The organism is Lottiidibacillus patelloidae (genome assembly GCF_002262935.1).
Lineage (GTDB): Bacteria > Bacillota > Bacilli > Bacillales > SA5d-4 > Lottiidibacillus > Lottiidibacillus patelloidae.
On sequence record NZ_NPIA01000001.1, the window covers coordinates 90460 to 114142 of the forward strand.

31 protein-coding genes are annotated in these 23683 nt (G+C 33.9%); 18 read left to right on the forward strand and 13 right to left on the reverse strand.

Features of this window, described 5'->3' with window-relative positions:
• The first annotated feature begins 2 nt into the window (after positions 1–2).
• Together trpB and trpA are read left to right on the forward strand one after the other, a co-directional pair.
• Entirely contained in the window at positions 3–1202 is a 1200-nt protein-coding gene (trpB, locus tag CIB95_RS00560) for a tryptophan synthase subunit beta (RefSeq protein WP_094920461.1), read from the forward strand.
• Positions 1195–1980 (forward strand): tryptophan synthase subunit alpha, encoded by a 786-nt coding sequence (gene trpA / locus CIB95_RS00565; protein ID WP_094920463.1) that lies wholly within the window; start codon positions 1195–1197, stop codon positions 1978–1980. Before trpB ends, trpA begins: the two co-directional genes overlap by 8 nt.
• A gap of 376 nt (positions 1981–2356) precedes the next feature.
• Here the strand turns inward: trpA and CIB95_RS00570 are convergent, their stop codons facing one another.
• From CIB95_RS00570 to CIB95_RS00580, 3 genes are all read right to left on the reverse strand, one after another.
• A complete protein-coding gene (locus tag CIB95_RS00570) occupies positions 2357–3829 on the reverse strand; it encodes a SulP family inorganic anion transporter (protein WP_094920466.1) in 1473 nt (490 codons plus the stop codon).
• Between the two features lie 260 nt (positions 3830–4089).
• On the reverse strand, positions 4090–4551 hold the full coding sequence (locus CIB95_RS00575) for a hypothetical protein (RefSeq protein WP_094920468.1): 462 nt from the start codon (positions 4549–4551) through the stop codon (positions 4090–4092).
• Between the two features lies 1 nt (position 4552).
• Entirely contained in the window at positions 4553–5344 is a 792-nt protein-coding gene (locus CIB95_RS00580; RefSeq protein ID WP_094920471.1) for a hypothetical protein, read from the reverse strand.
• A gap of 128 nt (positions 5345–5472) precedes the next feature.
• Between CIB95_RS00580 and CIB95_RS00585 the strand changes: the two genes are divergently transcribed.
• From CIB95_RS00585 to CIB95_RS00605, 6 genes are all read left to right on the forward strand, one after another.
• Positions 5473–5940: a hypothetical protein gene (locus CIB95_RS00585; protein WP_094920473.1), complete on the forward strand. Its 468-nt coding sequence runs from the start codon at positions 5473–5475 to the stop codon at positions 5938–5940.
• Positions 5937–6452, forward strand: coding sequence for a hypothetical protein (locus CIB95_RS00590; RefSeq protein WP_094920475.1), 516 nt, complete (start codon positions 5937–5939; stop codon positions 6450–6452). Before CIB95_RS00585 ends, CIB95_RS00590 begins: the two co-directional genes overlap by 4 nt.
• Positions 6453–6515: 63 nt before the next feature.
• Positions 6516–6644, forward strand: a complete 129-nt coding sequence (locus CIB95_RS16470; RefSeq protein WP_269844931.1) for a hypothetical protein — start codon at positions 6516–6518, stop codon at positions 6642–6644.
• Between the two features lie 119 nt (positions 6645–6763).
• The gene (locus CIB95_RS00595) at positions 6764–7417 is read left to right on the forward strand and encodes an MIP/aquaporin family protein (RefSeq protein WP_094920477.1); all 654 of its coding nucleotides are present in this window, start codon (positions 6764–6766) and stop codon (positions 7415–7417) included.
• A 4-nt stretch (positions 7418–7421) separates the two neighbouring features.
• Positions 7422–7841 carry an arsenate reductase (thioredoxin) gene (arsC, locus tag CIB95_RS00600; RefSeq protein ID WP_094920479.1) on the forward strand — a complete coding sequence of 140 codons (420 nt, stop codon included), beginning with the start codon at positions 7422–7424 and terminating at the stop codon, positions 7839–7841.
• Between the two features lie 64 nt (positions 7842–7905).
• Positions 7906–8061: an imidazoleglycerol-phosphate dehydratase gene (locus tag CIB95_RS00605; RefSeq protein ID WP_094920481.1), complete on the forward strand. Its 156-nt coding sequence runs from the start codon at positions 7906–7908 to the stop codon at positions 8059–8061.
• A gap of 32 nt (positions 8062–8093) precedes the next feature.
• Here CIB95_RS00605 and CIB95_RS00610 read toward each other — a convergent pair whose 3' ends face one another.
• Positions 8094–8684, reverse strand: coding sequence for a CBO0543 family protein (locus CIB95_RS00610; RefSeq protein ID WP_094920483.1), 591 nt, complete (start codon positions 8682–8684; stop codon positions 8094–8096).
• A 180-nt stretch (positions 8685–8864) separates the two neighbouring features.
• Between CIB95_RS00610 and CIB95_RS00615 the strand changes: the two genes are divergently transcribed.
• From CIB95_RS00615 to CIB95_RS00630, 4 genes are read left to right on the forward strand one after another with little or no spacing between them, the layout of a single operon-like run.
• On the forward strand, positions 8865–9161 hold the full coding sequence (locus CIB95_RS00615; protein ID WP_198949155.1) for a rhodanese-like domain-containing protein: 297 nt from the start codon (positions 8865–8867) through the stop codon (positions 9159–9161).
• Positions 9162–9176: 15 nt separating this feature from the next.
• Positions 9177–9740 carry a sulfurtransferase TusA family protein gene (locus tag CIB95_RS00620; protein WP_094920488.1) on the forward strand — a complete coding sequence of 188 codons (564 nt, stop codon included), beginning with the start codon at positions 9177–9179 and terminating at the stop codon, positions 9738–9740.
• A 21-nt stretch (positions 9741–9761) separates the two neighbouring features.
• A complete protein-coding gene (locus CIB95_RS00625; protein ID WP_094920491.1) occupies positions 9762–10157 on the forward strand; it encodes a DsrE/DsrF/DrsH-like family protein in 396 nt (131 codons plus the stop codon).
• Positions 10158–10172: 15 nt separating this feature from the next.
• On the forward strand, positions 10173–11300 hold the full coding sequence (locus tag CIB95_RS00630) for an MBL fold metallo-hydrolase (protein ID WP_094920494.1): 1128 nt from the start codon (positions 10173–10175) through the stop codon (positions 11298–11300).
• Positions 11301–11423: 123 nt separating this feature from the next.
• Here the strand turns inward: CIB95_RS00630 and CIB95_RS00635 are convergent, their stop codons facing one another.
• The 4 genes from CIB95_RS00635 to CIB95_RS00650 all read right to left on the reverse strand — a co-directional run bounded on the left by CIB95_RS00635 (position 11424) and on the right by CIB95_RS00650 (position 14411).
• A complete protein-coding gene (locus tag CIB95_RS00635) occupies positions 11424–11771 on the reverse strand; it encodes a DUF3905 domain-containing protein (RefSeq protein WP_094920497.1) in 348 nt (115 codons plus the stop codon).
• A gap of 67 nt (positions 11772–11838) precedes the next feature.
• Positions 11839–13410, reverse strand: coding sequence for a GMC family oxidoreductase (locus CIB95_RS00640; RefSeq protein WP_094920500.1), 1572 nt, complete (start codon positions 13408–13410; stop codon positions 11839–11841).
• Entirely contained in the window at positions 13391–13999 is a 609-nt protein-coding gene (locus CIB95_RS00645) for a gluconate 2-dehydrogenase subunit 3 family protein (protein WP_094920503.1), read from the reverse strand. Before CIB95_RS00645 ends, CIB95_RS00640 begins: the two co-directional genes overlap by 20 nt.
• Before the next feature lie 16 nt (positions 14000–14015).
• Positions 14016–14411: a hypothetical protein gene (locus CIB95_RS00650; protein WP_094920506.1), complete on the reverse strand. Its 396-nt coding sequence runs from the start codon at positions 14409–14411 to the stop codon at positions 14016–14018.
• Positions 14412–14547: 136 nt separating this feature from the next.
• Between CIB95_RS00650 and CIB95_RS00655 the strand changes: the two genes are divergently transcribed.
• The 6 genes from CIB95_RS00655 to CIB95_RS00680 all read left to right on the forward strand — a co-directional run bounded on the left by CIB95_RS00655 (position 14548) and on the right by CIB95_RS00680 (position 18274).
• The gene (locus tag CIB95_RS00655) at positions 14548–15270 is read left to right on the forward strand and encodes a DUF421 domain-containing protein (protein ID WP_094920509.1); all 723 of its coding nucleotides are present in this window, start codon (positions 14548–14550) and stop codon (positions 15268–15270) included.
• A 7-nt stretch (positions 15271–15277) separates the two neighbouring features.
• Positions 15278–15649: a DUF4363 family protein gene (locus CIB95_RS00660; RefSeq protein WP_158217534.1), complete on the forward strand. Its 372-nt coding sequence runs from the start codon at positions 15278–15280 to the stop codon at positions 15647–15649.
• A gap of 91 nt (positions 15650–15740) precedes the next feature.
• A complete protein-coding gene (locus CIB95_RS00665; protein ID WP_094920514.1) occupies positions 15741–17096 on the forward strand; it encodes a TrkH family potassium uptake protein in 1356 nt (451 codons plus the stop codon).
• Between the two features lie 208 nt (positions 17097–17304).
• On the forward strand, positions 17305–17508 hold the full coding sequence (locus tag CIB95_RS00670; protein WP_094920516.1) for an alpha/beta-type small acid-soluble spore protein: 204 nt from the start codon (positions 17305–17307) through the stop codon (positions 17506–17508).
• A 189-nt stretch (positions 17509–17697) separates the two neighbouring features.
• Positions 17698–17949 carry a hypothetical protein gene (locus CIB95_RS00675; protein ID WP_094920519.1) on the forward strand — a complete coding sequence of 84 codons (252 nt, stop codon included), beginning with the start codon at positions 17698–17700 and terminating at the stop codon, positions 17947–17949.
• Positions 17950–18013: 64 nt separating this feature from the next.
• Positions 18014–18274 (forward strand): metal-sensitive transcriptional regulator, encoded by a 261-nt coding sequence (locus CIB95_RS00680; protein ID WP_094920522.1) that lies wholly within the window; start codon positions 18014–18016, stop codon positions 18272–18274.
• A 52-nt stretch (positions 18275–18326) separates the two neighbouring features.
• Here CIB95_RS00680 and CIB95_RS16275 read toward each other — a convergent pair whose 3' ends face one another.
• The 5 genes from CIB95_RS16275 to CIB95_RS00700 all read right to left on the reverse strand — a co-directional run bounded on the left by CIB95_RS16275 (position 18327) and on the right by CIB95_RS00700 (position 23651).
• The gene (locus CIB95_RS16275) at positions 18327–18503 is read right to left on the reverse strand and encodes a hypothetical protein (RefSeq protein ID WP_198949139.1); all 177 of its coding nucleotides are present in this window, start codon (positions 18501–18503) and stop codon (positions 18327–18329) included.
• 132 nt (positions 18504–18635) lie between these two features.
• Positions 18636–19826 carry a YheC/YheD family endospore coat-associated protein gene (locus tag CIB95_RS00685; protein WP_094920524.1) on the reverse strand — a complete coding sequence of 397 codons (1191 nt, stop codon included), beginning with the start codon at positions 19824–19826 and terminating at the stop codon, positions 18636–18638.
• Positions 19823–21187 (reverse strand): YheC/YheD family endospore coat-associated protein, encoded by a 1365-nt coding sequence (locus CIB95_RS00690; RefSeq protein ID WP_094920527.1) that lies wholly within the window; start codon positions 21185–21187, stop codon positions 19823–19825. Before CIB95_RS00690 ends, CIB95_RS00685 begins: the two co-directional genes overlap by 4 nt.
• A 17-nt stretch (positions 21188–21204) precedes the next feature.
• Entirely contained in the window at positions 21205–22272 is a 1068-nt protein-coding gene (locus CIB95_RS00695; protein ID WP_094920530.1) for a YheC/YheD family endospore coat-associated protein, read from the reverse strand.
• A gap of 23 nt (positions 22273–22295) precedes the next feature.
• Complete coding sequence (locus CIB95_RS00700) at positions 22296–23651, reverse strand: YheC/YheD family endospore coat-associated protein (protein ID WP_094920533.1); 1356 nt, start codon at positions 23649–23651, stop codon at positions 22296–22298.
• Between the last annotated feature and the right edge of the window lie 32 nt (positions 23652–23683).

Genomic DNA, 23683 nt, shown 5'->3' on the forward strand with positions numbered 1-23683 from the left:
AAATGGCAACATCATATATGCAGCCCAATGAAAAAGGTGAATTTGGCAAGTTTGGTGGTAAATATATTCCAGAAACATTAATGGAAGCAACCATTGAACTTGAAAAAGCATACGAATTAGCAATGCAAGATGAATCTTTTACAAAGGAGTTCAGTTACTATTTAAAAGAATATATAGGCAGGGAAACACCGCTTTATTTTGCAAACAACTTAACGAAAAAAGTTGGCGGTGCAAAAATCTACTTAAAGAGAGAAGATTTAAACCATACTGGAGCTCATAAAATTAATAACACAATAGGGCAAGCGCTTCTTGCGGTACGAATGGGAAAAAAGAAGATTGTAGCTGAAACAGGAGCAGGTCAACACGGCGTTGCAACTGCGACAGTTTGCTCTTTATTAGGTCTCGAATGTACAGTCTTCATGGGAATAGAAGATATTCGTAGACAAAAATTAAATGTTTTCCGGATGGAATTATTAGGAGCAAAAGTTGAAGCTGTCGAGCATGGAAGCGGAACATTGAAGGATGCTGTAAATGAAGCTTTACGATTTTGGGTTACAAACGTCGAAGATACGCATTATATTATCGGCTCTGTTTTAGGGCCACATCCATTTCCAAAGATGGTCAGAGATTTTCAAAGTGTCATAGGAAGAGAGACAAAAGAACAGTTTTATCATAAGGAAGGCCGTCTACCGAATGCAGTTGTCGCTTGTATTGGTGGTGGTAGTAATGCAATGGGGATGTTTTATCCATTTATAGATGATAAAGAAGTGAAGTTATACGGTGTGGAAGCGGCTGGAACTGGTGAAAAGCATGCTGCTACGTTAACGAAAGGCTCTGTTGGTATTTTGCATGGTGCGATGATGTATTTACTTCAAAATGAAAGTGGTCAAATTGAAGAAGCCCATTCCATATCAGCAGGATTAGATTATCCAGGTGTTGGACCTGAACATAGTTATTTAAAGGAAATTGATCGTGTTACCTATTCTTCAGTCACTGATGCGGAAGCACTAGATTCTTTTCAGCTTCTTTCAAAAACAGAGGGAATTATTCCGGCATTAGAAAGTTCACATGCAATAGCAGAAGCTGTGAAAATCGCAGAAAAAATGAATGCAGACCAGTCGATAGTTATATGTTTGTCAGGACGTGGAGACAAAGATGTTCATACAGTAATGGAGGCACTTGGAGGGATTGAAAATGGGTAAACAAAAAATTGAACGATCGTTTAAATTAGTGGAAGAAAGAGGCCAAAAAGCATTTGTGCCATATATAATGGCAGGAGATGGCGGACTAGATGCTTTAAAGGAAAGGATATTATTTTTACAAGATTGTGGAGCAACAGTCATCGAGCTTGGTATTCCGTTTTCTGACCCTGTTGCAGATGGACCTGTTATTCAAGAAGCTGGAAAAAGAGCATTAGCAAATGGAACAACGTTAGAACTCGTCCTAAATTGTCTAGATATGATGAAAAATGAAGTTATTGTTCCTATTATTTTAATGACCTATATAAACCCAATCTATGCTTATGGTATAAAAGAATTTGTGGAGCAGTGTAACAAAGTAGGAGTTGATGGTCTTATAATTCCAGACCTTCCATTTGAACAAAGGAATATAATTACGTCATACACTAATGATTTGGGTATAGCCTTGATTCAATTAGTGTCAATCACGACAACAATTGAAAGGAAAAGAAAAATAATAGAAGAGGCAGAAGGATTTTTATATGCAGTGACAGTTACGGGGATTACAGGGGCAAGATCTTCTTTACATAAGAATTTAACGCCGTTTTTACAAGAATTAAAGGAACTAAGTCATATTCCAGTTCTAGCTGGGTTTGGTATTTCAAATAAAAACCAAGCGCAAGACGTAAGTGAAAACTGTGATGGTGTAATCGTAGGAAGTGAGGTAGTAAGACTCTTACATGAAAATAAGAGAGCTGATTTAAAAGAGTTGATGTCATCTTTGAAGAATGTTGAATGCTAATAAACTATGGGAGCTAATTTAGCTCCTTTTTATTTTTCTATTAATATGGGTATACTAATAAGAAATTTTTAATATACATTAAATTATTAGAATATTTGCATAATTAGCATTGCTTTTGTATTATGAAAATAGGGAAGATTATATGATTAGAATGGAGATGATTGATGTGATTTTTGAGACGAAACTACGCAATCAAGCATTCAACAAGATCTGTCCTCCAATGAGCAAAAATGATAAGAAAAGTAATGGGTTATTCAATTATGGATTTTTAATAATTTCAAGTTTCGTAGTGATTATACTTCAATTTCTTTAAAAAAATGCTAAAGAAAAAACTACCTGCATCCAAAATCTATTTGGAAGTAGGTAGTTTTAGTTATTAATGATTTGCTACTTTTGCATGTGCTTTATCATGAACAGCTATCTTCTTAATTAACGTTGAACTTTCAGCATTTAAACCGATAATCTCAACTTTTTTATTGTTCTCTTGATATTTGAGTACAACTTTGTCAATAGCACCTACTGCAGAGTCATCCCATACATGAGCGTTAGTGAAGTCGATTACAATAACTTCCGCTTCTTCTTTAAAATTAAAATTAGTTAAGAAATCTGTTACTGATGCAAAGAAAAGTTGTCCTTGGACATAATAAACTTTCCTTTTCGTAGTTTTATCAAAGGTATTGTTAATAGTCACTTTTGATATTTTTGCTGCAAAGAATAATGCACTTAAAATTACTCCTGCGAATACCCCTTTAGATAAATCATGAGTGTAAACAACAGTAGCAACGGTAACGATCATTACGACTGCGTCTCCTCGAGGGGTTACATGTAACCTAGTTAATGAAGACCAATCAAATGTTCCGATTGAAACCATAATCATAACCCCAACTAAGGCAGCCATTGGAATACTTACTAAAATATCATTTAGTAATACAATCAATGTTAATAAGAATATACCAGCAACTAATGTTGACAATCGTCCGCGAGCGCCTGATTTTACGTTAATTACTGATTGGCCAATCATTGCACAACCAGCCATTCCACCAAAGAAACCAGTAACGATGTTTGCAACACCTTGACCGCGAGCTTCTTTGTTTTTATTACTATCTGTTTCAGTCATGTCATCGACAATTTGTGCCGTTAATAGCGACTCTAGTAAACCTACCATTGCTAATGCAAAAGAATAAGGTAAGATAATCATTAATGTTTCAATAGTGAATGGAACGTTAGGAATGAAAAATGTAGGTAAATCACTTGCTAAATGTCCCATATCTCCAACGGTTCTAACATCTGTATGAAATACAATAGCGATAATAGTCATGACAATTATTGCTACTAATGGTGAAGGAACTACAGTCGTAAATCTAGGTAAAATGTAAATGATAGCTAAAGCTCCAGCAACCATTGCGTACATGACCCAAGATTCACCAACAAAATGGACTAACTGTGACATGAAGATTAAAATTGCTAATGCATTCACAAAACCAGTCATTACTGACCTTGGTACAAACTTCATTAAATTTCCTACTTTAAAAACTCCAAAAACTACTTGAATAATCCCGGTTAGAATCGTTGCAGCTAGTAAATATTGCAGTCCATAATCAGCCACTAACGTAACCATAACTAAAGCCATTGCTCCTGTAGCTGCGGAAATCATTGCTGGCCTTCCACCGATAAATGCAATAACAACTGCGATACAGAATGAAGCATAAAGCCCAACCATAGGGTCTACTCCAGCGATAATAGAGAATGCAATTGCTTCTGGAATTAACGCTAGTGCTACGACGATACCTGCTAATGTATCCCCTTTTATATTTCCAAACCATTCTTGTTTTAATCTTTGAATATCCATTTTCACACCCCAAAATCTCTTAATATAGTAAACTCTCTAAAGAGTTTTGCCGACTTTCACAAGAAGCAATTATATCATGAGTTCGAGATTACATATACCTTTAAATTAGCGGGTTAAAAGTGTATATACTTTAATTTCCTCGTTATATCTCTTAGTAGATCAATTTAATATGCCTATGAGAAGTTTATATATTATGACAATTCAGAAATTAGAGCAAACAAAAAAGAATGCTGAGTATATATATTAATCAGCATTCTTTTTTAATCTCGAAGTAAAACGGCAGTTCCATTAGTTTTATATTCTAAAAATAGCTGCTTTAACTTACGATGATATTGTTCATCACATTGAATAAAGATTAAGACTTCGGAATAATCTTCATCTTTTATTCGTTTTTTGTTTTTTCTCATTACAAAAGAAATAACGTATGCAGATAAACATCCAGTAAAGAAACCAATTAATCCCCAGTTGATTGGCCCCCATTTTAATGTATAACCATAAATTGCTCCAATTACGGAAAAAGCTGTTCCAAATGCAAAAGCTAAATCAATAAACGACAATTTAATCCCATCTTCAATTAAACGTTCAGAATGTATACTTTCTGTTGGAGAGATTTTGTCTAAACTAGTTACAAATATTTGTTTTTTTGAAATTCCATACTTCTGTATATCAGATATTAATAATTCAACATTTACAGAATGGGCAAGTGAAGTAACAACTAACATACTACTCTCCTTTAGTTTTTTGATTCATAAAATAATTAAAAATAGAACTGTTAGCAAATTCTTTATTAAAGTATCTTGCCTGTTCTAATTTAAACATCTTATTTAACTCTTTTGATGCCACAAAAGCATTGTAAATAGAAAAACCAAAAATAGAAGGAATAAATAAAAACCATTGCATTGCAATTAGTGAAGTAGAAACTTCAAAATCACCTATTAAAAACAATGGAAGCGCTGGGATAATGTTTGATTTAAAAATTGTTATTACCCACCAAAGTAAGAGGTAAAATCCCATCACATAGTTATGTAAATATAGCTGTCCTAACCCTGGGCATAAGATTGAATATATTATTGCCATTTTTGGTTTCCGAATTTCTAAATAGTTTAAGTCTAATGGGGAAATAACTGCTCTGAATATTGGTGCTTTTTGTTGATCTGCAAGGATACTCATTTTATTTAATTCAATGGTTATTCTTCTCGAATCCCAAATTGCAAAAAAATATACTGGGATATAAAGTGTAGCTATTCGAGGGTTTAGAACTTCTTTCGCTTTCTCAAATTCTCCAATAAATGAATATAATATTGCTTCGTTAAGTCCCGAATATGAGTTAATGTAAAATTCCCAAATGATTAATATTGATCCGATAAAGTAACGGCATAGCATAATATGTCCAAAACCAGGCAATGCTGCCGACCACCACATGATAATATAAGGGTTTCTAATATAAATGAAATTATTAATAAATGATGAAATAATTGCCTTTGGGTGTCGTGGTGTTGAAGTACTACTATTCATATGTTCACCTCTCACTCATATCTTTTCCAAAATCTGTAATCCAATTCAACGATTAGTAAGAAAATGTTTATATCATCCAGTCTTAAGAAATAATGATAAAAAATGATATGTTTCGGAGAGTGAGTTCATTGACCCTATTTATTTATATCATTATTGCGTGGTTGTTAGCGGGTATATTTGTCATGTTACCGAAACGAAGCGACAATTTAGCCTATTTGTTTCTATTTATGATTTTATCTATAGTAAATATAAATATATATTATATTCGTTATGAAAAATTTCATCTTGCCACATATCCAGAGACGTATTTGGAATATATCTCTTTAATCATTGAGCGAAGTTTAAACGTACCTTTGTTTGTTTTATTTTTTATTTATTCTTTTGAATCTGTAAGTTCTAAAAAAGAAAAAATTGGATTTTTCCTCTTTTGGATAACTCTATTCGGAGTTTACGACTGGCTTGGGACAATGCTAAATGTAAAAATTTATTTGCATTGGAATTCTTTATTTTCTATCCTTTTATATATCTTCTACATCAATTTAGCTTTCCTTTTAAAAAGCTGGTTTAATAAACGGAATTGGGGAGCGGAAAAATGAAGATAGTTTATGATCAATCCTTTAACGCAAATGAAATCTTTGTTATCCTTTTTATTGTTTTAACATTTATTACAATAAAAATATTGCCAAAAAGGTTTTCAAAAAAAGAAACAATTTTATTTATTATTTATGGTGCATTTATAAGCACGATGTTTGATAATCTAATTGGAATTCAGGTAATGAATTATTATGATATAAACGACTCTTCGGAATACTCTATTTATGATGCATTGTTATATATTGGATATGGTCCGGTTAGCTACATATTTTTGTACATCTATGATCGGTATTCAATTACAGGATTAAATACGGTTTTCTATGTTACTTTTTGGTCACTTATTGCAGTTGTCGTTGAGTTAATTGCAGTAAAAATAGGTGTGTTTCATTATTTAAATGGCTATCAAACTTACTTCTCATTCCCCATTTATTTGTTTGTACAATGTGTTGCAATTATGCTCTTTCACTTGGTGAAAAGGATTAAAGCGAATGAAAAGGGAGATTTGTTTTCATAATGTAACGATGTGAAGTATATACATTATTACTGTGTAAAAAAACAACTAGGAGAAGAGATAAGAATGAGAATAATTTTAGTTTTTTCAATCATTGCTTTTATGCTTCTAATTGTTATTCAATTCATTCTAACTGAAGCTGCACCTGTCACGGGTGAAACTAGTACAATAGATATTATTAGTAAAAAAATATAGGATCTAATTGAGGCTGGCATAGTGTCCAGCCTTATTTTTTTACATACCTTTAACAATAGATATTAATGAATTATGGTATTGTATTATTGTGATATCTAATACTAGAGGAGAAAATTAATATGGTGGAAAGAAAATTACTTGCTGAATTTATCGGTACCTATTTTTTAGTTTTTGCTGGTACTGGTGCAATAATAGTTAATGAACTTACAGGACTTATAACACATGTGGGTATTGCATTAACGTTTGGGTTAATCGTAACAGTTTTAATCTATTCTTTCGGACATGTTTCGGGAGCACACTTTAATCCTGCGGTTACAATTGGTTTTTTATGTATGAAACAGATATCCATGAAGAAAAGTATATACTATATTTTAGTTCAAATTATAGGAGCAATATGTGCGAGTTTAACATTGAAGTTATTATTTCCTTCAAATAAATTACTTGGGACTACGCTACCAACTTATTCATGGCAGCAGAGTTTCCTACTTGAAATTATATTGACTTTTTTATTAATGACGGTAATTTTTAACTCCGCAGTTTCTGCTAAAGCAGTTAAACCGTTAGCAGGAATTGCAATTGGTGCTACTGTGGGACTAGAGGCAATGTTTGCTGGACCAATAACTGGTGCCTCTATGAACCCAGCTCGTTCACTAGGGCCTGCCTTAGTTTCTCAACATTTGTCTCACTTGTGGATTTATGTCGTTGCAACAATAATAGGAGCAATACTTGCAGCGGTAATTTATAAGATACTTAAAGATAACAATGAGGTGTAATCAGATGGATAAAAAAACAATTTATTTCTTATGTACTGGTAATTCATGCAGAAGCCAAATGGCGGAGGGTTTTGCTAAAAAATATTTAGGAGAAAAGTTTGATGTATACTCAGCTGGAATTGAAGCACATGGTGTGAATCCGAAAGCTATTAAGGCGATGAATGAAATTGGGGTGGATATTACAAAGCAAACGTCTGACATAATCGATACTGAATTATTAAATAGTGCAGATTTTGTAGTGACATTATGTGGACATGCTAATGATATTTGTCCTGCAACACCTATTAACAAAGAGCGTTTCCATTGGGGATTCGACGATCCTGCCAAAGCAACAGGTTCTGAAGAAGAACAGTGGACTGTATTTCAACGAGTTCGTGATGAAATAGAAGAGCGAATTCGCTCTTTTGCAGAGAACGGAAAATAATATAATGAAAGTTAATCTCTTGCCTCATAATAATAAATGAAATAGATTATTGGGAGGTTAAATCATGACAAGTCGTAATGGAAGTAAAGGAAGTAAAAATCAAAATGCTCCAGATGCAGAATTTTCACGAGAGTTAAGTTCTGGGGATAACAATAAAGGGAACGATTATCGTTCGAAAAAAGGTAGTAAATCACAATTAAAGCATCCGAATAACCATTAAAAAAGAGCTGCCGTTTGGCAGCTTTTTTGTCCTTATGAAACATTAACTCCTAAATAAAATCCTCCTAAAAAGATTGTAACAATTAAGATGAAATGAACAATTGCCCATCCAAGTCTGCCAAATTTTAAGTGATTTGCATCAAGTGGACACCTATCTTCTTTTGAGATTATTATGCTTCCAATCCATTCGAAAATAAGTACATAAATCCACCACCAAGTATAGGAATCCCAAAGATCCCATTTGAAATTGTATTCAATTATATCGGTATACAATAACCCAATTGTTTCGCCTAATACTCCAAGATGAACTATCGCCCAGTAATATGGAATTTTCCAGCTCCATTTTTCTGGGCTAAAACGGACAGAAATTAAGATTAATGCTGGAAATACGGTAGTTATTGTTGTGAATGGCATAATGCTTATGTTTGGGAATAGTCGGTATGGATAAGAATAAAATCCAACCTTAACAAAGATATAACATAAAATATTGCCAACTATTGCACTTAGTATAAAAAGAACTCCATAACGTCTCCAATTAATTTTAAATAAGTAAATAATAATAATAATGCTTAAAAAAATCCCGGAAATATGTATAAATGATTCAATATTCCAACCTATATTCATAATAAATTCCTTTTCTTTTTTATTCAGTTTAAACAAAAAAGGAGAGCTACATACTTAGATATATCGAAGGAATCTTAGAAAATGTCGCAAGAAAAAAGCAAACGACAAGAGGTAACATTAAATGAAAATAAATAATTTCTATTAGTAAATACTAATGGCTGAGGTGATATTATGACAACTATTAAAGAAATTTCTCCACAAGAAGTAGAGAAATTATTAGAGGAAAATAAAGATATATCATTAATTGATGTTCGTGAGCATGATGAGGTAGCGCAAGGAAAAATAAGTAAAGCTAAGCATATTCCTTTAGGAGAAATTCCTGAAAGGTTAAATGAGCTGCCAAAGGATAAAGAGCATATTATGATTTGTCGTTCTGGTGGAAGAAGTGGTAAGGCTTGTGAATACATGCAAGAACAGGGCTATAAAGTTGTGAATATGACTGGCGGAATGTTGAAGTGGGAAGGTAAAAAGGAGTAACGAGGAGGCATTGCAATGACAATAACAGCAGATCAAGTATTAGATGCAAAAGGACTAGCTTGCCCAATGCCAATTGTAAAAACGAAGAAAGCTATTGAACAATTAGAGGCCGGACAAGTATTAGAAGTCCAAGCAACAGATAAAGGTTCGTTGGCTGATATGAAAGGTTGGGCTAATAATACGGGGCACCAATACTTAGGAACGAAAGAAGAAGGCGATGTGTTAAAACATTACCTTCGTAAAGCTAATCCAGATGAAGTTAAAGAGGAAACAAAACATCCTCACATTACTGATATTAGTGAATTAGAAAGTAAGGTTAGCGGAGGCGCAACATTAATTGACGTCCGTGAGCCGGCAGAATATGCATTTGGACATATTCCAGGAGCAAAATCAATTCCACTTGGTGAATTGGATGATCGAATAGATGAATTAAACAAGGATGAAGACATACATTTTATTTGTCGGACTGGAAATCGCAGTGACTTAGCTGCTCAAAAATTAGCTGAAAAAGGTTTTACAAAAGTATGGAACGTAAAACCAGGGATGACAGAGTGGAAAGGCGAAACAAAAAAACTATAAACATCACAGGAGGCATACTTCATGGGAACTAAAGTAGCAATTATTGCAAGTAACGGTGGAATGTTTGACGCATATAAAGTATTTAACATTGCAACAGCATCTGCAGCTACAGACGCTGAAGTAGCAATTTTCTTTACATTTGAAGGGTTAAATTTAATTCATAAAGAAGGGCACCAGCAATTACCTATGCCTGCTGGAAAAGAACATTTTGAGCAAGGATTTAAAGATGCAAATGTACCAACTATTCCTGAATTAGTTCAAATGGCTAAAGAAATGGGCGTTACATTTATTGCTTGTCAAATGACAATGGATGTAATGAAGCTTGAAAAAGAACATTTTGTTGATGGCATCGATGTAGGCGGAGCAGTTACATTTTTAGATTTCGCTAAGGATGCAGATGTAACGCTTACTTTCTAGAGAGGAGGTTTTTGTTTGAAAGCTTATACTGCGAAAGAAATTGCCCAAAAAGTGATTAATAAAGAGAAGTTTTTTATTTTAGACGTACGTAACACAGATGCATTTGATGATTGGAAAATTGAAGGGGATAATGTAGATATTATTAATGTTCCTTATTTTGATTTAATTGAAGGTGTTGATGATATTTTAAGTGACCTCCCTAAAGGAAGTGAAATTCTCGTTGTTTGTGCAAAAGAAGGGTCATCAGTATTTGTTGCAGAACAATTAGTCGAAGCGGGAATTGAAGGTGTTGGTTACTTACAAGGTGGTATGAAAGCTTGGAGTGAACATCTTGAACCAGTAAAAGTAGGCGACTTAAAAGATGGCGGTTCTTTATACCAATTTGTTCGAATAGGTAAAGGGTGCCTTTCTTACTTCTTAGAGTCGAATGGAGAAGGGCTTATTGTTGACTCTGCTCGTTTGACGGAAAGCTATCTTGAATTTGCAAAAGAAAATAATGTACAAATAAAATATGTTTTAGATACACACTTACATGCTGACCACATTTCCGGTGGTCGAGAAATTGCTGAAAAAACTGGCGCTGCTTATTATTTACCACCAAAAGATGCCACTGAAGTAACATTTGAATATAACAAGCTTGAAGAAGGTAATGATATTACAGTTGGTAATACAAAAGTTAAGGTTCAACCAATTTATTCTCCTGGCCATACAATCGGAAGTACATCATTTATCATCGATGATCAATATTTATTAACTGGAGATATTTTATTTGTTGAGTCAATCGGTCGTCCTGACTTAGCCGGTAAAGCCGAAGATTGGGTAGGGGACTTAAGAACTACTTTATATAATCGTTATAAGCAATTGTCTGAAGACTTAATTGTTTTACCTGCGCACTTTAGTTTTAAGCATGAGCTAGGTGAAGGTGGTCTAGTATCTGCTAAATTGAGTGAACTCTATGCTGGCAATGACGGGCTGAAGGTGGATGATGAGGAAGAATTCCGAAAAATGGTGACAGAGCACCTTCCACCACAGCCAAATTCATATCAAGAAATTCGAGAAACTAATATGGGTAAAATATCACCTAATGAAGAGGAACAAAGAGAAATGGAAGTTGGACCCAATCGTTGTGCGGTAAAAGGTTAACAAGAGAGGTAGTCATGGACTACCTTTTCTTGTGATTAGAGAAGTAAGTTAAGATGCCGGTACAATACAACGAGCCTGTCACCTCATGTTATGTGAGGTGACAGGCACTTGTATTTAAGCTATTTAGTCTTTACTATAACTTACATCTTTCGTCGAGTGCATAAATGGAACGCCTTGAGGAGGAATATTTCCTTCTATTAGCTCTTTATTTTCACTCGTATTCCAACCAATGTCATTGGTTGGATGCACCCACTGATCGCCAGCCATAATAGCTGGGTCCACATCATCGCTCCAATTGTTAAGGGGCGAATTTTCTGAATCATAAAAGCTATCACCAATAACCACTCCGTGCTCATTTATAAAAGGCTCTTGCATTTCGATATTTGCATTTTTAAATGATGGAGAGTTAATTTGGTGTGGTATCGTACCATCTAAAATTGGCGAATTTGACTTTGTACTTTTCTTTTTCATCGCGATCACCTCATTTTTTCGGTGTTCATTAAAAGTATGCCCAACGTAATCATTCTTATGTAACCTGCTATGATGATAAGTTTCCCCGTTTCGCTTCAGTAGCAATAAATTCTGCAGTCCGAAGAGCTAGTGCATAAGCAGTTAAAGTTGGATTAGCAGAAGGTGCAGTGACATAAGTAGGTGTACCGACGATAAAAAGGTTTTTAATATCATGTGTTTGTCCATAGCTGTTTACTACGGATGTAGTTGGATCATTGCCCATGCGACACCCTCCCATTAAATGAGCAATTCCTTTTAAATGATATAACGGCTTTCCGCCAGCTGCCCGCCCTATTTCACTCAGCACTTCTTTTGCATCTTCACGTATTTTTAAATCGTTTTCGTGAAATGAAAAGTGTACTTCTGGAACTGGTAATCCATATTGATCTTTATCGATGCTGTGTAACTTTACAAAATTTTGTTCTTGTGCTAAAACCTCGCCGAGCATAGCAAATCCACCAAAATAATTGTAATCGAGCATCCGCTCTCGTAATGTTTCGCCAAAACAGGAAGAATCATTGTCAAAGAACATATTTGCTAATTTTACTGGCCTTGAACCGTAAGAATTCATTAAAAATCCTCTTGCGTACCCCTTTTTCTTACCTCGTTCATAAGGATCCAACGTCAATGCTTGAACTGGATTTCCACGATACATCCTTATTTCTTCATTAAATTTAACAATCATTTGATCGTTCGTATTAGTTATAAGGTACTTACCAACAAGTCCACTTGAATTGGCTATCCCATTAGGATAATTAGCATTAGCTGAATTTAATAATAGTCGGGGTGTTTCTATCGCATAAGATGCTAAAATAACTACTTTTGCAGCTAAAAATTTCTCGATGCCATTGTCCAAGTATTCGACGCCTTTTACATGGCCTTTCTTTGTAGATACAACTTGTGTCACCATTGCATTAGCAATTACTTCTGCTCCGTTTTTCATTGCTTCAGGTACAAATGTATTTAATGGTGTCGTTTTTGAGTCAGGCATACATCCTTCTTCGCAAAATCCTCTGTTAATACAAGGTTCTCTGTTGTTATGAGGTGCAGACAGAATAGCTAAAGGGGAAACGCTATGTTGCAAGCCAATATTTTCGCAGCCCTCGCGAAATTTTAAAGTGTTATTACTTAAATCATGATGCTGTGGCATAGGATAAGGTCCTCCGTAAGGTTTCCAAGGGAAATCATTTGGACCAGAAAGTTGTAAAACCTTTTCCATCCGATCATAAAATGGAGCTAATTCATCATATGTAATTGGCCAATCCTCTCCGACACCTTCGATACTCTTTGTTCTAAAGTCCGAATGATGAAAGCGGAGAAGCTGAGCAGTATAGTGAACGGCACTTCCACCGACACCTTTTCCAGAGTTGCTTCGCGATAAATTAATCGGATCATTTCCTAGACTTATTCTTGGATCATTCCAATATAATTTCTCCATTTCTAATTCATCTGAAGAAAAGTCGCGCTTTGGCTCGCGCATAGGACCAGCATCCAGGCATGTTACAGAGAAACCAGCCTTACTTAGTTCAGCTGCTATTACACTGCCTGACGCACCCATTCCGACAATGCAAAAGTCAACTTCATTCTTCTTTTTTGTCATTACGCTTTGCCTCCCAAGAATCAAATTGCTCCGGTCCAAATGCATAGTATCCCCTTGGATATGCAGGTCCACCATAACCAATATCAGACCAAATGGAGGGGTCAGAATAAACTATAGGGATTAGCTCTTTTAGTAGGGTTTTAAAAAATAGTTGTGGAGAAACTTTTTCCCATATATTTAAATAGCCTAAATTTTTTTGAATGTCTTTTATTACTATCTTTTGCGTATCTTCAGAAAGCTTGGAGAAGATGGTTTCATGTTGGCTATAAATTTGTTTTTGAATATTTTCTAAGCCGATATGAACGATTTGCAGTTTTTTATATTTACTACCTATCGGGTAGCCAATTACTTTTCCATTTGCACAGCGATTTTCAAATAATGTAATTACATCTATTGATAATTCACCTAAATGTGATGGAAAAAGAAGAGGAAGAAGGGATAGCAATAACTCTTTTTCTTCATTAGAGAAGTATTTTTCTCGGTTAGGATTTGTGCGATTATTAATAACTTGCTGAGTAACAACGTCCCAATTTTCCTTTTCTGTTAGAACATCAAAAGAGGGATAGTGTGATTGTTTAGGATGGTCCATTTTTCATACTCCTTTTTTAATACCACAATAAAAGTAGTTGGATAACTCCAAAAGATGCGATAGTAAATGGTAAGACAAAAGGTGGTCCACTCATAACATTTTCCATTTTAAATCCACCTGTTCGCTGTTTTATTGCTGAAATATGTAATAGGCCACCGTATATTCCCGCGATAATTGCTACTGCCGACAAAAGTGTATGGAGTAAACCTAGCCATTCAGTAGTAAAAAGTGCTAAAAATGTAGCAACAATACCGAAAATAGGTAGGGCGATAACAGGTATCCACATTTGCCATTTATGAAATTTTCCTCGCCAATGCCATACAGTTACTTGTAACCATAACATTACATATCCAATTCCCAGAATTAACGTTAGTAATCGCGCCAATGACCAATCATCCCAACCTAGTAGCATGTAAGTTTCCTCCTTTAAATTATCTTTTGTTAATTTGTGGTTAATAGATGTAAATTATTCCTGTTTAACTCATTGAATGAAAGGAGTATTAGGAGAAAACCTATAGATATCTATAATGAAAAAAAGGATGATAGGAATGGATGAATCAATTGTTGCAATCGTTAGGGCATTTATTACTTTCTTTTCCTTACTGATTTATACAAGAATGCTTGGGAAACAACAAATTGGCAACTTAACATTTTTTGATTATATTAATGGCATTACAATCGGCTCTATTGCTTCGAGTGTCGCTACCGATCTTTCTTCTAAAGCATGGGTACATTGGATAGGCTTAACTACTTTTGTATTAATTACATTTCTGTTTCAATTCATTACTTTAAAAAGTCATTTGTTTGCCAAAGTTATTGATTCGGAACCAATTGTTGTCATTCAAGATGGGAAAATATTAGAAAGTAATTTAAAGAAATTAAGAGTGAAATGTGATGAATTATTCATGTTACTTCGCATGAAAGGCATTTTTGATGTGACTACAGTAGAATTTGGGATATTAGAAGGAAACGGTCATTTGTCGGTATTAGTTTATGGAGAAGAACAACCAGTGAGAAGAAAAGATTTAAATATAGAAATTCAAAAGCATTCGTTAACAACGACGTTAATCTTAAATGGCTCTATTATAAAAAAAAATTTAGTTAACCTGAAAAAAGACGAGAAATGGTTGAATGAACAATTAAGCAAAAGAGGGATTACTGATATAGAAGAAATATCTTTTGCAATGATTTTACCAAATGGTAGGCTTTATATAGATAAAACAGATGACCACTTAACAGAGACCAACAGTGATTTTGATGGAAGGGTGTAAGTATGAAATGAAGTCAAAAGCGAGCTGGTTATATTTTGTAATTCCTATAATTCTTTTAGGGGTAAGTATCTTCATTATGACTTCGGGTTATTGGTGGAAAATGACTGACGAAAGTAATGAAATAATAGCTCTTGTAAACGAGATAGAAGAATTAGTTCTTGAGGGAAAATGGGTAGATGCTGACAATAAAATTTTAAAAACTTCAAAAGTTTGGGAGAAAAATATTCGAATTATCCAGTATGGGGTTGAGCGAGATCGCATTTTTGAAATAGATGAGACGCTAGCTAAAATGAAAGGAGCAATAAAGACTAAAGATAAATCCAGTGTGATACAAGAAGTTCATGTTTTTTATAAGATTTGGGATGACTTAGGTTATTAATTCTTTAGTTAGGAACAACCATTGCATGTTATGATTTTTGATGATACGCTAAATGAATAAAATTGGAAGTGAAATTTAAAGGTAGGATTTTATGGAAAAAAAACTAGCGCTGCTTAAACGAAAGCAGCTATCGTCTTTTCAATTAATAGTGTTTTTTTATTTTAGTGCAATATTGATTTCAACTACATTGTTAAGTTTACCTATAGCCCATAAACCAGAAATAAAGTTATCATTTATTGATGCGTTATATACTGCTGTAAGCGCTGTTAGTGTTACAGGATTAACAGTAGTATCTACAGCCGACACGTTTAGTATGGTTGGGACATTAATGCTTGCGTTTATCCTCCAAATTGGTGGGATTGGCATAATGACATTAGGAACATTTATATGGATTATCTTAGGTAAAAAAATAGGGCTAAAAGAGAGACAATTAATAATGACTGATCAAAACCAATCATCATTGTCTGGTCTAGTCAATTTAATTCGATCAATACTAGGACTAATCTTAATTATTGAAGCTATTGGCACGTTAGTTTTAGGAATCCACTTTTTAAAATATTTTTCTACATGGCAAGAGGCTTTTTATAACGGCTTTTTTGCTGCAGTTAGTGCAACTACTAATGCTGGCTTTGATATAACGGGATCTTCTTTAGTCCCATTTGCAAATGATTATTTCGTTCAATTTATTGTAATTATATTAATGATACTAGGAGCTATTGGATTCCCAGTATTAATAGAATTAAAAGAATTCTTAACAAGAAAAAATGATTCATATTTCCGTTTTTCTTTATTTACTAAGATTACAACTGTTACTTTTTTTGGTATGACAATTGTTGGAGTAGTATTAATTATCTTACTTGATTATACGAACTTCTTCGCAGATAAATCTTGGCACGAAGCACTCTTTTATGCATTATTTCAAAGTGTGACAACGAGAAGTGGTGGATTGTCTACGATGGATATGAATGAATTTACAAACGGGACATTACTTGTATTAAGTTTAATGATGTTTATAGGTGCATCTCCGAGTAGTGTTGGTGGGGGAATTCGAACAACCACCTTCGCAATAGTTTTACTTGGAATCTTGTTTTTTGCAAAAGGAAAAACTTCAGTAAAAGTCTTTAAAAAAGAAATTTATCCAGATGATGTAACACGCGCTTTTGTAGTCGTGTGTGTTGCTATAATTATTTGGAGTATTTCAATTATTTTATTGTCAGCGACTGAATCACAGCCATTACTTGCAATAATTTTTGAAGTGAGCTCCGCATTCGGAACTTGTGGACTGTCGATGGGCATTACCCCGGAGCTTTCAACTTTTGGAAAGATTTTAAGTATGATGCTCATGTTTATTGGAAGAGTTGGTATCTTAACTTTCCTATTCCTAATCCGCGGAAAAGTAATTAAAGAAAATTTCCATTATCCTAAGGAAAGAGTAATTATAGGTTAGAAAACGTCTGCTTTTGCAGACGTTTTTATTTTGAAAATATTTAATATTTATGAACGTAATACTATATAAAGATGGCTATTTTCTTGTGAAATTAGCATCTTAGATAATTGGAAATTAACTTGTTTTATTTTTCTATTAATTGGTAAAGTTTTTTTTACATAAGAAAAGCAAAAAGATACACAATAGATAGTACAAGGAGGTGATATCCATGGCACAACAAAACAGCAGCAACCAATTAGTAGTACCTGGTGTACAACAAGCTTTAGACCAAATGAAGTATGAAATCGCATCTGAGTTTGGTGTTCAACTTGGTCCAGACACAACTGCACGTGCAAACGGTTCAGTTGGTGGTGAAATCACTAAGCGTTTAGTCCAAATGGCAGAACAACAACTTGGTGGATATCAACAATAATTGAATTAAGATATGGCTAGAAGGGGTGGGAAACCACCTCTTCTTTTTTTTTTGAAACATAAATTAAGAAAGTTGGATTTTAGACTTAAAACAAATCATCTTCTCGTGAATTTCCATCTCGAATTTTATCGAACATACGTAAAAACATGAAAAAATGGGAAAAGTATAAAAAACAACGGAGGTGGTTTTTTGGCAATCTGCCCGTTATGTAATCAGTTAGAATCAGCGAATTACTCTTGTAAGAAATGTTCTTCATTTTTAATAGATGGTGGACGTCTTATGGACTATTTTGATGACTATAGTGCCTATTTAGATATTGATGGTATGAAACAATTTGATGGAATACAAAGCGATGGTCAAAAAAATCTTTGTCCACATATGTTTTATTGTTCATTATGTGGTTCTAGCGAAGTAAAACTAATTTCTGAAGCAGTTCGTTAGTATGATTATTTAAAGTTTGTGTTATAATCGTTTTAAATTATTTGCATCATTAGGTGGTGAATGTATGGATTATCCGAAAGATATAAAAAATCGTTTAAAACGTATTGAAGGTCAAGTGCGTGGCGTTTTAAGGATGATGGAAGAAGAAAAAGACTGTAAAGAAGTAATTACACAGTTGTCTGCAGTACGGTCTGCTGTCGACCGTAGTATTGGATACATAGTAGCTAAAAACTTAGAATCGTGTTTAATTGAACAACAAGAAAAAGGTGAAAGTGCGGAAGAAGTCATCCAAGAAGCTGTAAACCTATTAGTAAAAAGTAGATAAAGCCTACTCCATCCTTTAGATGGAATAGGCTTTATTTATTATATAAGCAATGTTAGTCTTTTTGTGCTGTTACTTGTGGTGGATCTTCTTGTTCAAATTCATGGCAATCTCCAATTTGTCGTTTATATTTATCGACAGTTCCTCCTGCTAACCCTTCATTCATCATCCTGTCAACATCCATGAAATATTCATCTCTACCTTCATGTTGAGAATCTTTACGATCTGCCATGTGTGTGCCTCCTTTAATTTTAGATAACCTCTATCTATTAGCTTGAGGAAAAGCTCACAAAAATATGCATTTCTGTTATCTCAAGTGATATAGGTTTACCTAGGTTAAGAAGGCATAGCCATAAAAGAATATTTACCCGTGCGTTTCTTGGTTAAAACTTGAAAGTTCATAACAAGTACTGACTAATTTTCTTGTCCGATCAAGTTCTATCTCAGGCTCATCAAATAGCATCGGTTTTGAATTTACTTCAAAAATGTAGTAATGTCCTGTATTACTTATCCCGACATCCATTGAAAATTCTCCAAGTAACCCAAATTGTTCTTCAAGCATATGGCCAACTCTGTTTGTAATAGTATTGACTTGGTCATATTGCAGTTCTGTATCCAACTCTGCAATAGTTGCTATTTTTCCACCTTGTGGTACATGTGTCGTAATTTTATTAGTATTTGCTACGCGAACACCAATACCTGTTATTTTCCATAAGGTTTTAGAACGATGTGCATGGATCCTCAAATCGTACTTGTTATTATAGTGAGTATTTAGCTTTATTGCTTCTTGAGCAATATATTTCTTATTCTTCAATAGTTTTTCAACTGCTTGCCAGCAAGAAGTGACTGAGAAGAATTTATGGGAAGAGTTTTGCGTTTGTAGTGTTATACATGTTTTTGAGAAGGTAAGGGTAAATATGCCCTTACCTTTAGATCCTTCAACGGGCTTTATATATACTTTTGAAAATTTATAATATAAATATTGTAAGTGCTGTCTGTTAGAAAAGGGAATTGTATGAGGAATGTGCCTTCTTATTACAGGATCTTTTTGCAAATGAGACAGAACTTTTTGCTTATTAAAAAAATGAGGGTTAAAAAAAGGAATTTCTTTATTTTTTAGTAAAGATGTTAACTCCTGAAATAAGGGACTGCTTTCTTCTTCTCGCTTACATAAACGATTATAGACAATATCAGGGAGTGGAAAAGTAGATTTTACCCATTTTGAAGTTCTTAAATTAAAGATATATCCCGTAATATATGATTTTCTTACCCCTCTTAATGTGAAAATAAAAAGGATGCCACCTTTGGAAGCCAATTGTTTTTGTAAAGTTAAAAAAAGCTTAATATTACCTGTAAATTGTTTTTTCTCATGGTAAGTGGCTAAAATGCCAACTAGCGGGCCTATTTTATTTTTCTTCACAATTACTGGGAATGATAAGTCACTTTCAATATTTGCAATAGAAGCAATTTTTTTTTCTTCTTTTCCCCAATAAAGTTTCCTGTCTGTTTTTAGATGTGTCCACCGTTTTTTTTTCTTATCCCAATAAATATTCAACGTTCATTCAACCTTGTTAAGCCAACCTGGTTTTTTGAAGGGTCTACTAAATAAATTGCATATTCAAAAGGCATTGTTCTAGTTTTTAATTCATTTGCTTTAAGATCTGGATGAGAAAAAATTGAACGACCAGGCTTTGAATTAGCTTCAAATACCCACATCTCACCTAAAGTGTCTATTCCGATATCGTAGCCAATTTCACACATATAACCATCGACATTTTTTTCTAAATAGTTACTAAGGGAAAGCGTAAACGATTTTAGCCTATTTGTTACATTCTCAGCTAAAATATTGGGAACTAGGACTTCAGGTAAAGCTTTTACTTTCCCGCCGAAACGAGTATGTGTTGTTACGCTACCAGTTCCGGCAGTTTTTATTGCAATGGCACTCATTTCCCAGCGTCCTTCATTATTTTTATTCGTATGAATTCGGAAATCATATGGCTTGTTTTTATAAGTTAGTAATTCGATTGGTTGTTGGCAGATGTAGGATGATAAACTATTTCCCTTAAACTGAACTTCAATGAGCTTTTCTAAGGATTGAAAGCGGCGAAGTCTATTTCCGACATTGTTACGATAGCGACAATAATATTGATCTTCTCGCTTTAATATTTTATATATTCCATAACCAAGGCTACCATTTACAGGTTTTAAGAAGCAGCCGCCATATTTTTCAATAATTTCGGTGATATCTGAAAGTGAAGGAGTTAAGATTGTTTCTGGGAAGTGATTTTTAAGTTCTTTACTCTTTGATGCTAATTCATGAATGGTCCACTTATCAAAAAAACCTGGATTGTACCATGGAATCTGAAATTTTCGTTTTAAAGTATCTTTTACTTTTTTTATGATATGAAACGATTCAGACTTCCGATTAGGTAATCGATCGTAAATAACATCAGGAAAAGGTACTTCATGCTCAGTCCAACCTTGTGCAGTAAAAAATAAACCATTGATTACCTTTTTCTCAAAATCAATTTGATGCACGCCAAAAACGAATGGAATTGTGCCAGCATACTGACCTGCTGCTAAGTATTTAGCAAATAGTAGTGATCTTTCACCAATGGGGCGTAATTTACTATCAGTAAATCCTGCAGTAAATACACCGACTAATGGACCTAATTTTAACGTATCATCCTTTAAGAAGAGGTGGACTTGTAGATCAATTGGGAGGTGCAGTGAATCAATGATAAGTTCAGAAACCCCGATTGCCTCCGTGTCACTTTTTTCTACATTGCATGTGATTTCCTTTGCTCCGAATGAGAGTTTCTTTATGTTTTTTGCTCGGTCATAAAATGACTGTGGTAATAATATTTTTGGTGCATTTCCTGTTATTTTAATAATAGTCGCAGACCCTAAATTCATATGCTCATCTCCTTTTATTACTGCTGGACAGTGCTTAAATAATTACAATAATGGAATGGGGCCTCGAATAGATCATCATTAATCCTTTTTTTATTTTGTAATATGATTTGACGACCAGGCTTGGAATTCGTGTCTAGTAACCATATTGAGTAGTCCTTAGCCATACCTATATCTAAGCCAATTTCGAATAATGGCGAAAAATGTTCGTCTAAACATGTTGTAGCTTGCTTAATAAGCAAATCAATTTCAGTATTAATAAATGATCTCTTTCTTTGAGGCATGCTTCTTAACCAAGAGGAATATGAACCGACTTTTCCACCACGATGAAGGTTTGAAAGAATATTATCTTTACTTCCTCTTCTAACAGCTCTGCCACGTTCTTCCCATGTTCCTTCTTTATTTTTTTGAATAAATACTCGAATATCAAATGGGTGCTGTTCTTTATCACTTAAGCTAAGGAAAGGTTGCATTAAATATGAGGATAAGGATAAAACATGTTCGAGCCATTTTTCGCATTCAGCCAGTTTTGTAAAATGCTTCTCAATAACTTTATCTTCTTTTGGAAGTCGTAGAGATAATGTTCCATTACCCTCAATAAGGGCAAAAATTCCTCTACCTTGTGAGCCACTTTCTGGCTTACATAATATTCTTTTCTTCGTAAGTGCATAGTCGATAATACTTTTTGCTGACGTAGCTTTAATTGTTTCTGGAATATATGGTGAGAGTATTTTGTGGTTGGAGAACACTTCGTAAAGATGCCATTTATTAGGAAGTCCATACCCTAAAAAAGTAATTTCTTTTTTATTTTTCAACCAATTAATAATAGGGTAATTTGTTTTGAAGTGAGACCTGTTTTGATAAAAGCAACGGTCATAAATAAACGATGGTATTGGATATACATCCTCTACCCACTGACAAGAAGATTCATCATATTTTAACCCATGAACTTCCTCAGTAAGTGGGTTAATATCTGTTGGGGAAAACATATATATTTCAAAAGAATGTTGTATTCCTTTTTGAGCCATTTCATTAAAAAAGTGTCTTTCTTGTTTATAGTCTAAAAGTAAAATTCCAAAGGATTTCATATTTTACTTCTCCCTTCAAATAATCAATGGTTTGCTAAAAAACTTCCAAACTGCAATATGGCTTTAGCGGAAGGTCTTACTTTTAATGAGGTAATTTGATCATCTAAATCTTTGGAAGGTTTAATGTTTATTTCAATAATCCAAATATTTCCTTTTTTATCTAATGCAAGGTCTACCCCTAATTCTCCATAGTCTCCTTCAAAGTTCTTGCTTACTTGTAAACATAGTTCTAGTGCTAGTTCCTGTAATGCTTTGATGAATTGGTCTCTTTCTTTTTTTGCATACATACTTAGAACATCTTCAGGCTTATATAACTCTCCTCCTTGAGCAACGTTTGAAACAAAAGTTTTTGGAGTTGATAAACGAGCCATTATCGAGGAATTAAACCATTCACCGTTATAATTTCGATTGCATAAAACTCGAAAATCTACAGTCCTTCCTTTATGCTCATATAAATTAATTCCTTGTTGGACGATGTATTTCTTTTTAGAAATTTTTTGTTTCAGAAAGTGAAATAAATCACTATCATTTTTAAAGGTAAGTTTATCCGTTGATGTAAAACCAGAATTTTCGAGAGAGTACGTATCATTTTCATTTGTTATTCGATAAATATGTCTTCCTTGACTTCCATATATCGGTTTCACATAAATACATTCATAATTATTCACTAAATTTGCAAAGGAGCGTTTACTTGAAAATATTGCAGTTTCAGGTAGATGAAGTTTTAAATGTAACTCAGAAGAAAGCATTTGGTGAACTTCCCACTTGTTTAAAAAACGATTGTTAAAATAAGGGATTTCCTGCTCTTTGCACTGAGTAAATAGTCTTTGAGCAAGTTCAGATCTTTCGATTATTCGAGAGTGAATTCGATTGTAAATTACGTTAGGTTTCGGTAATTGATGTTTTTGCCACATCTGATTTGAGTAGGTGTATCCATAGACCTCGTTGTCATTAAACTCATCTAGTGAAAATACATAAAAAAATAGCCCATGCTGCTTACAAAATGATGCAAGTTCGATACAAAAGTCGTTAATTGCGGGAAAAGAAATTGGGTTTTGTTTATTTTTAAAAGCAGTTAATACTGCAAAAACAGGGCCGAAAGACATATAGTTATTTTCTCTCTGGTAGGAAATAGATAAAGGTGTAGGTAAGTGCGGAAGAAGTAGTTGTTTTGCTAATGTATGACTGCAAAATAGTGTATCTTCATCTTCCTCATGGATTTTACAACGAACTTCGAACTTGCCATGTCCAAAAGAAATAGTTAACATTTTGTTATGAAGTTTCCATGCGTGGAACTTTTTTGGGAAAATCATTTCATTTGTATCGTTAAATGTAAGATCTGGCATTGGTTGAATTGTAATTTTTGCTTTTAGTGTCATAAAAATTCCCTCAAAAATGTTTAGTAGTGACC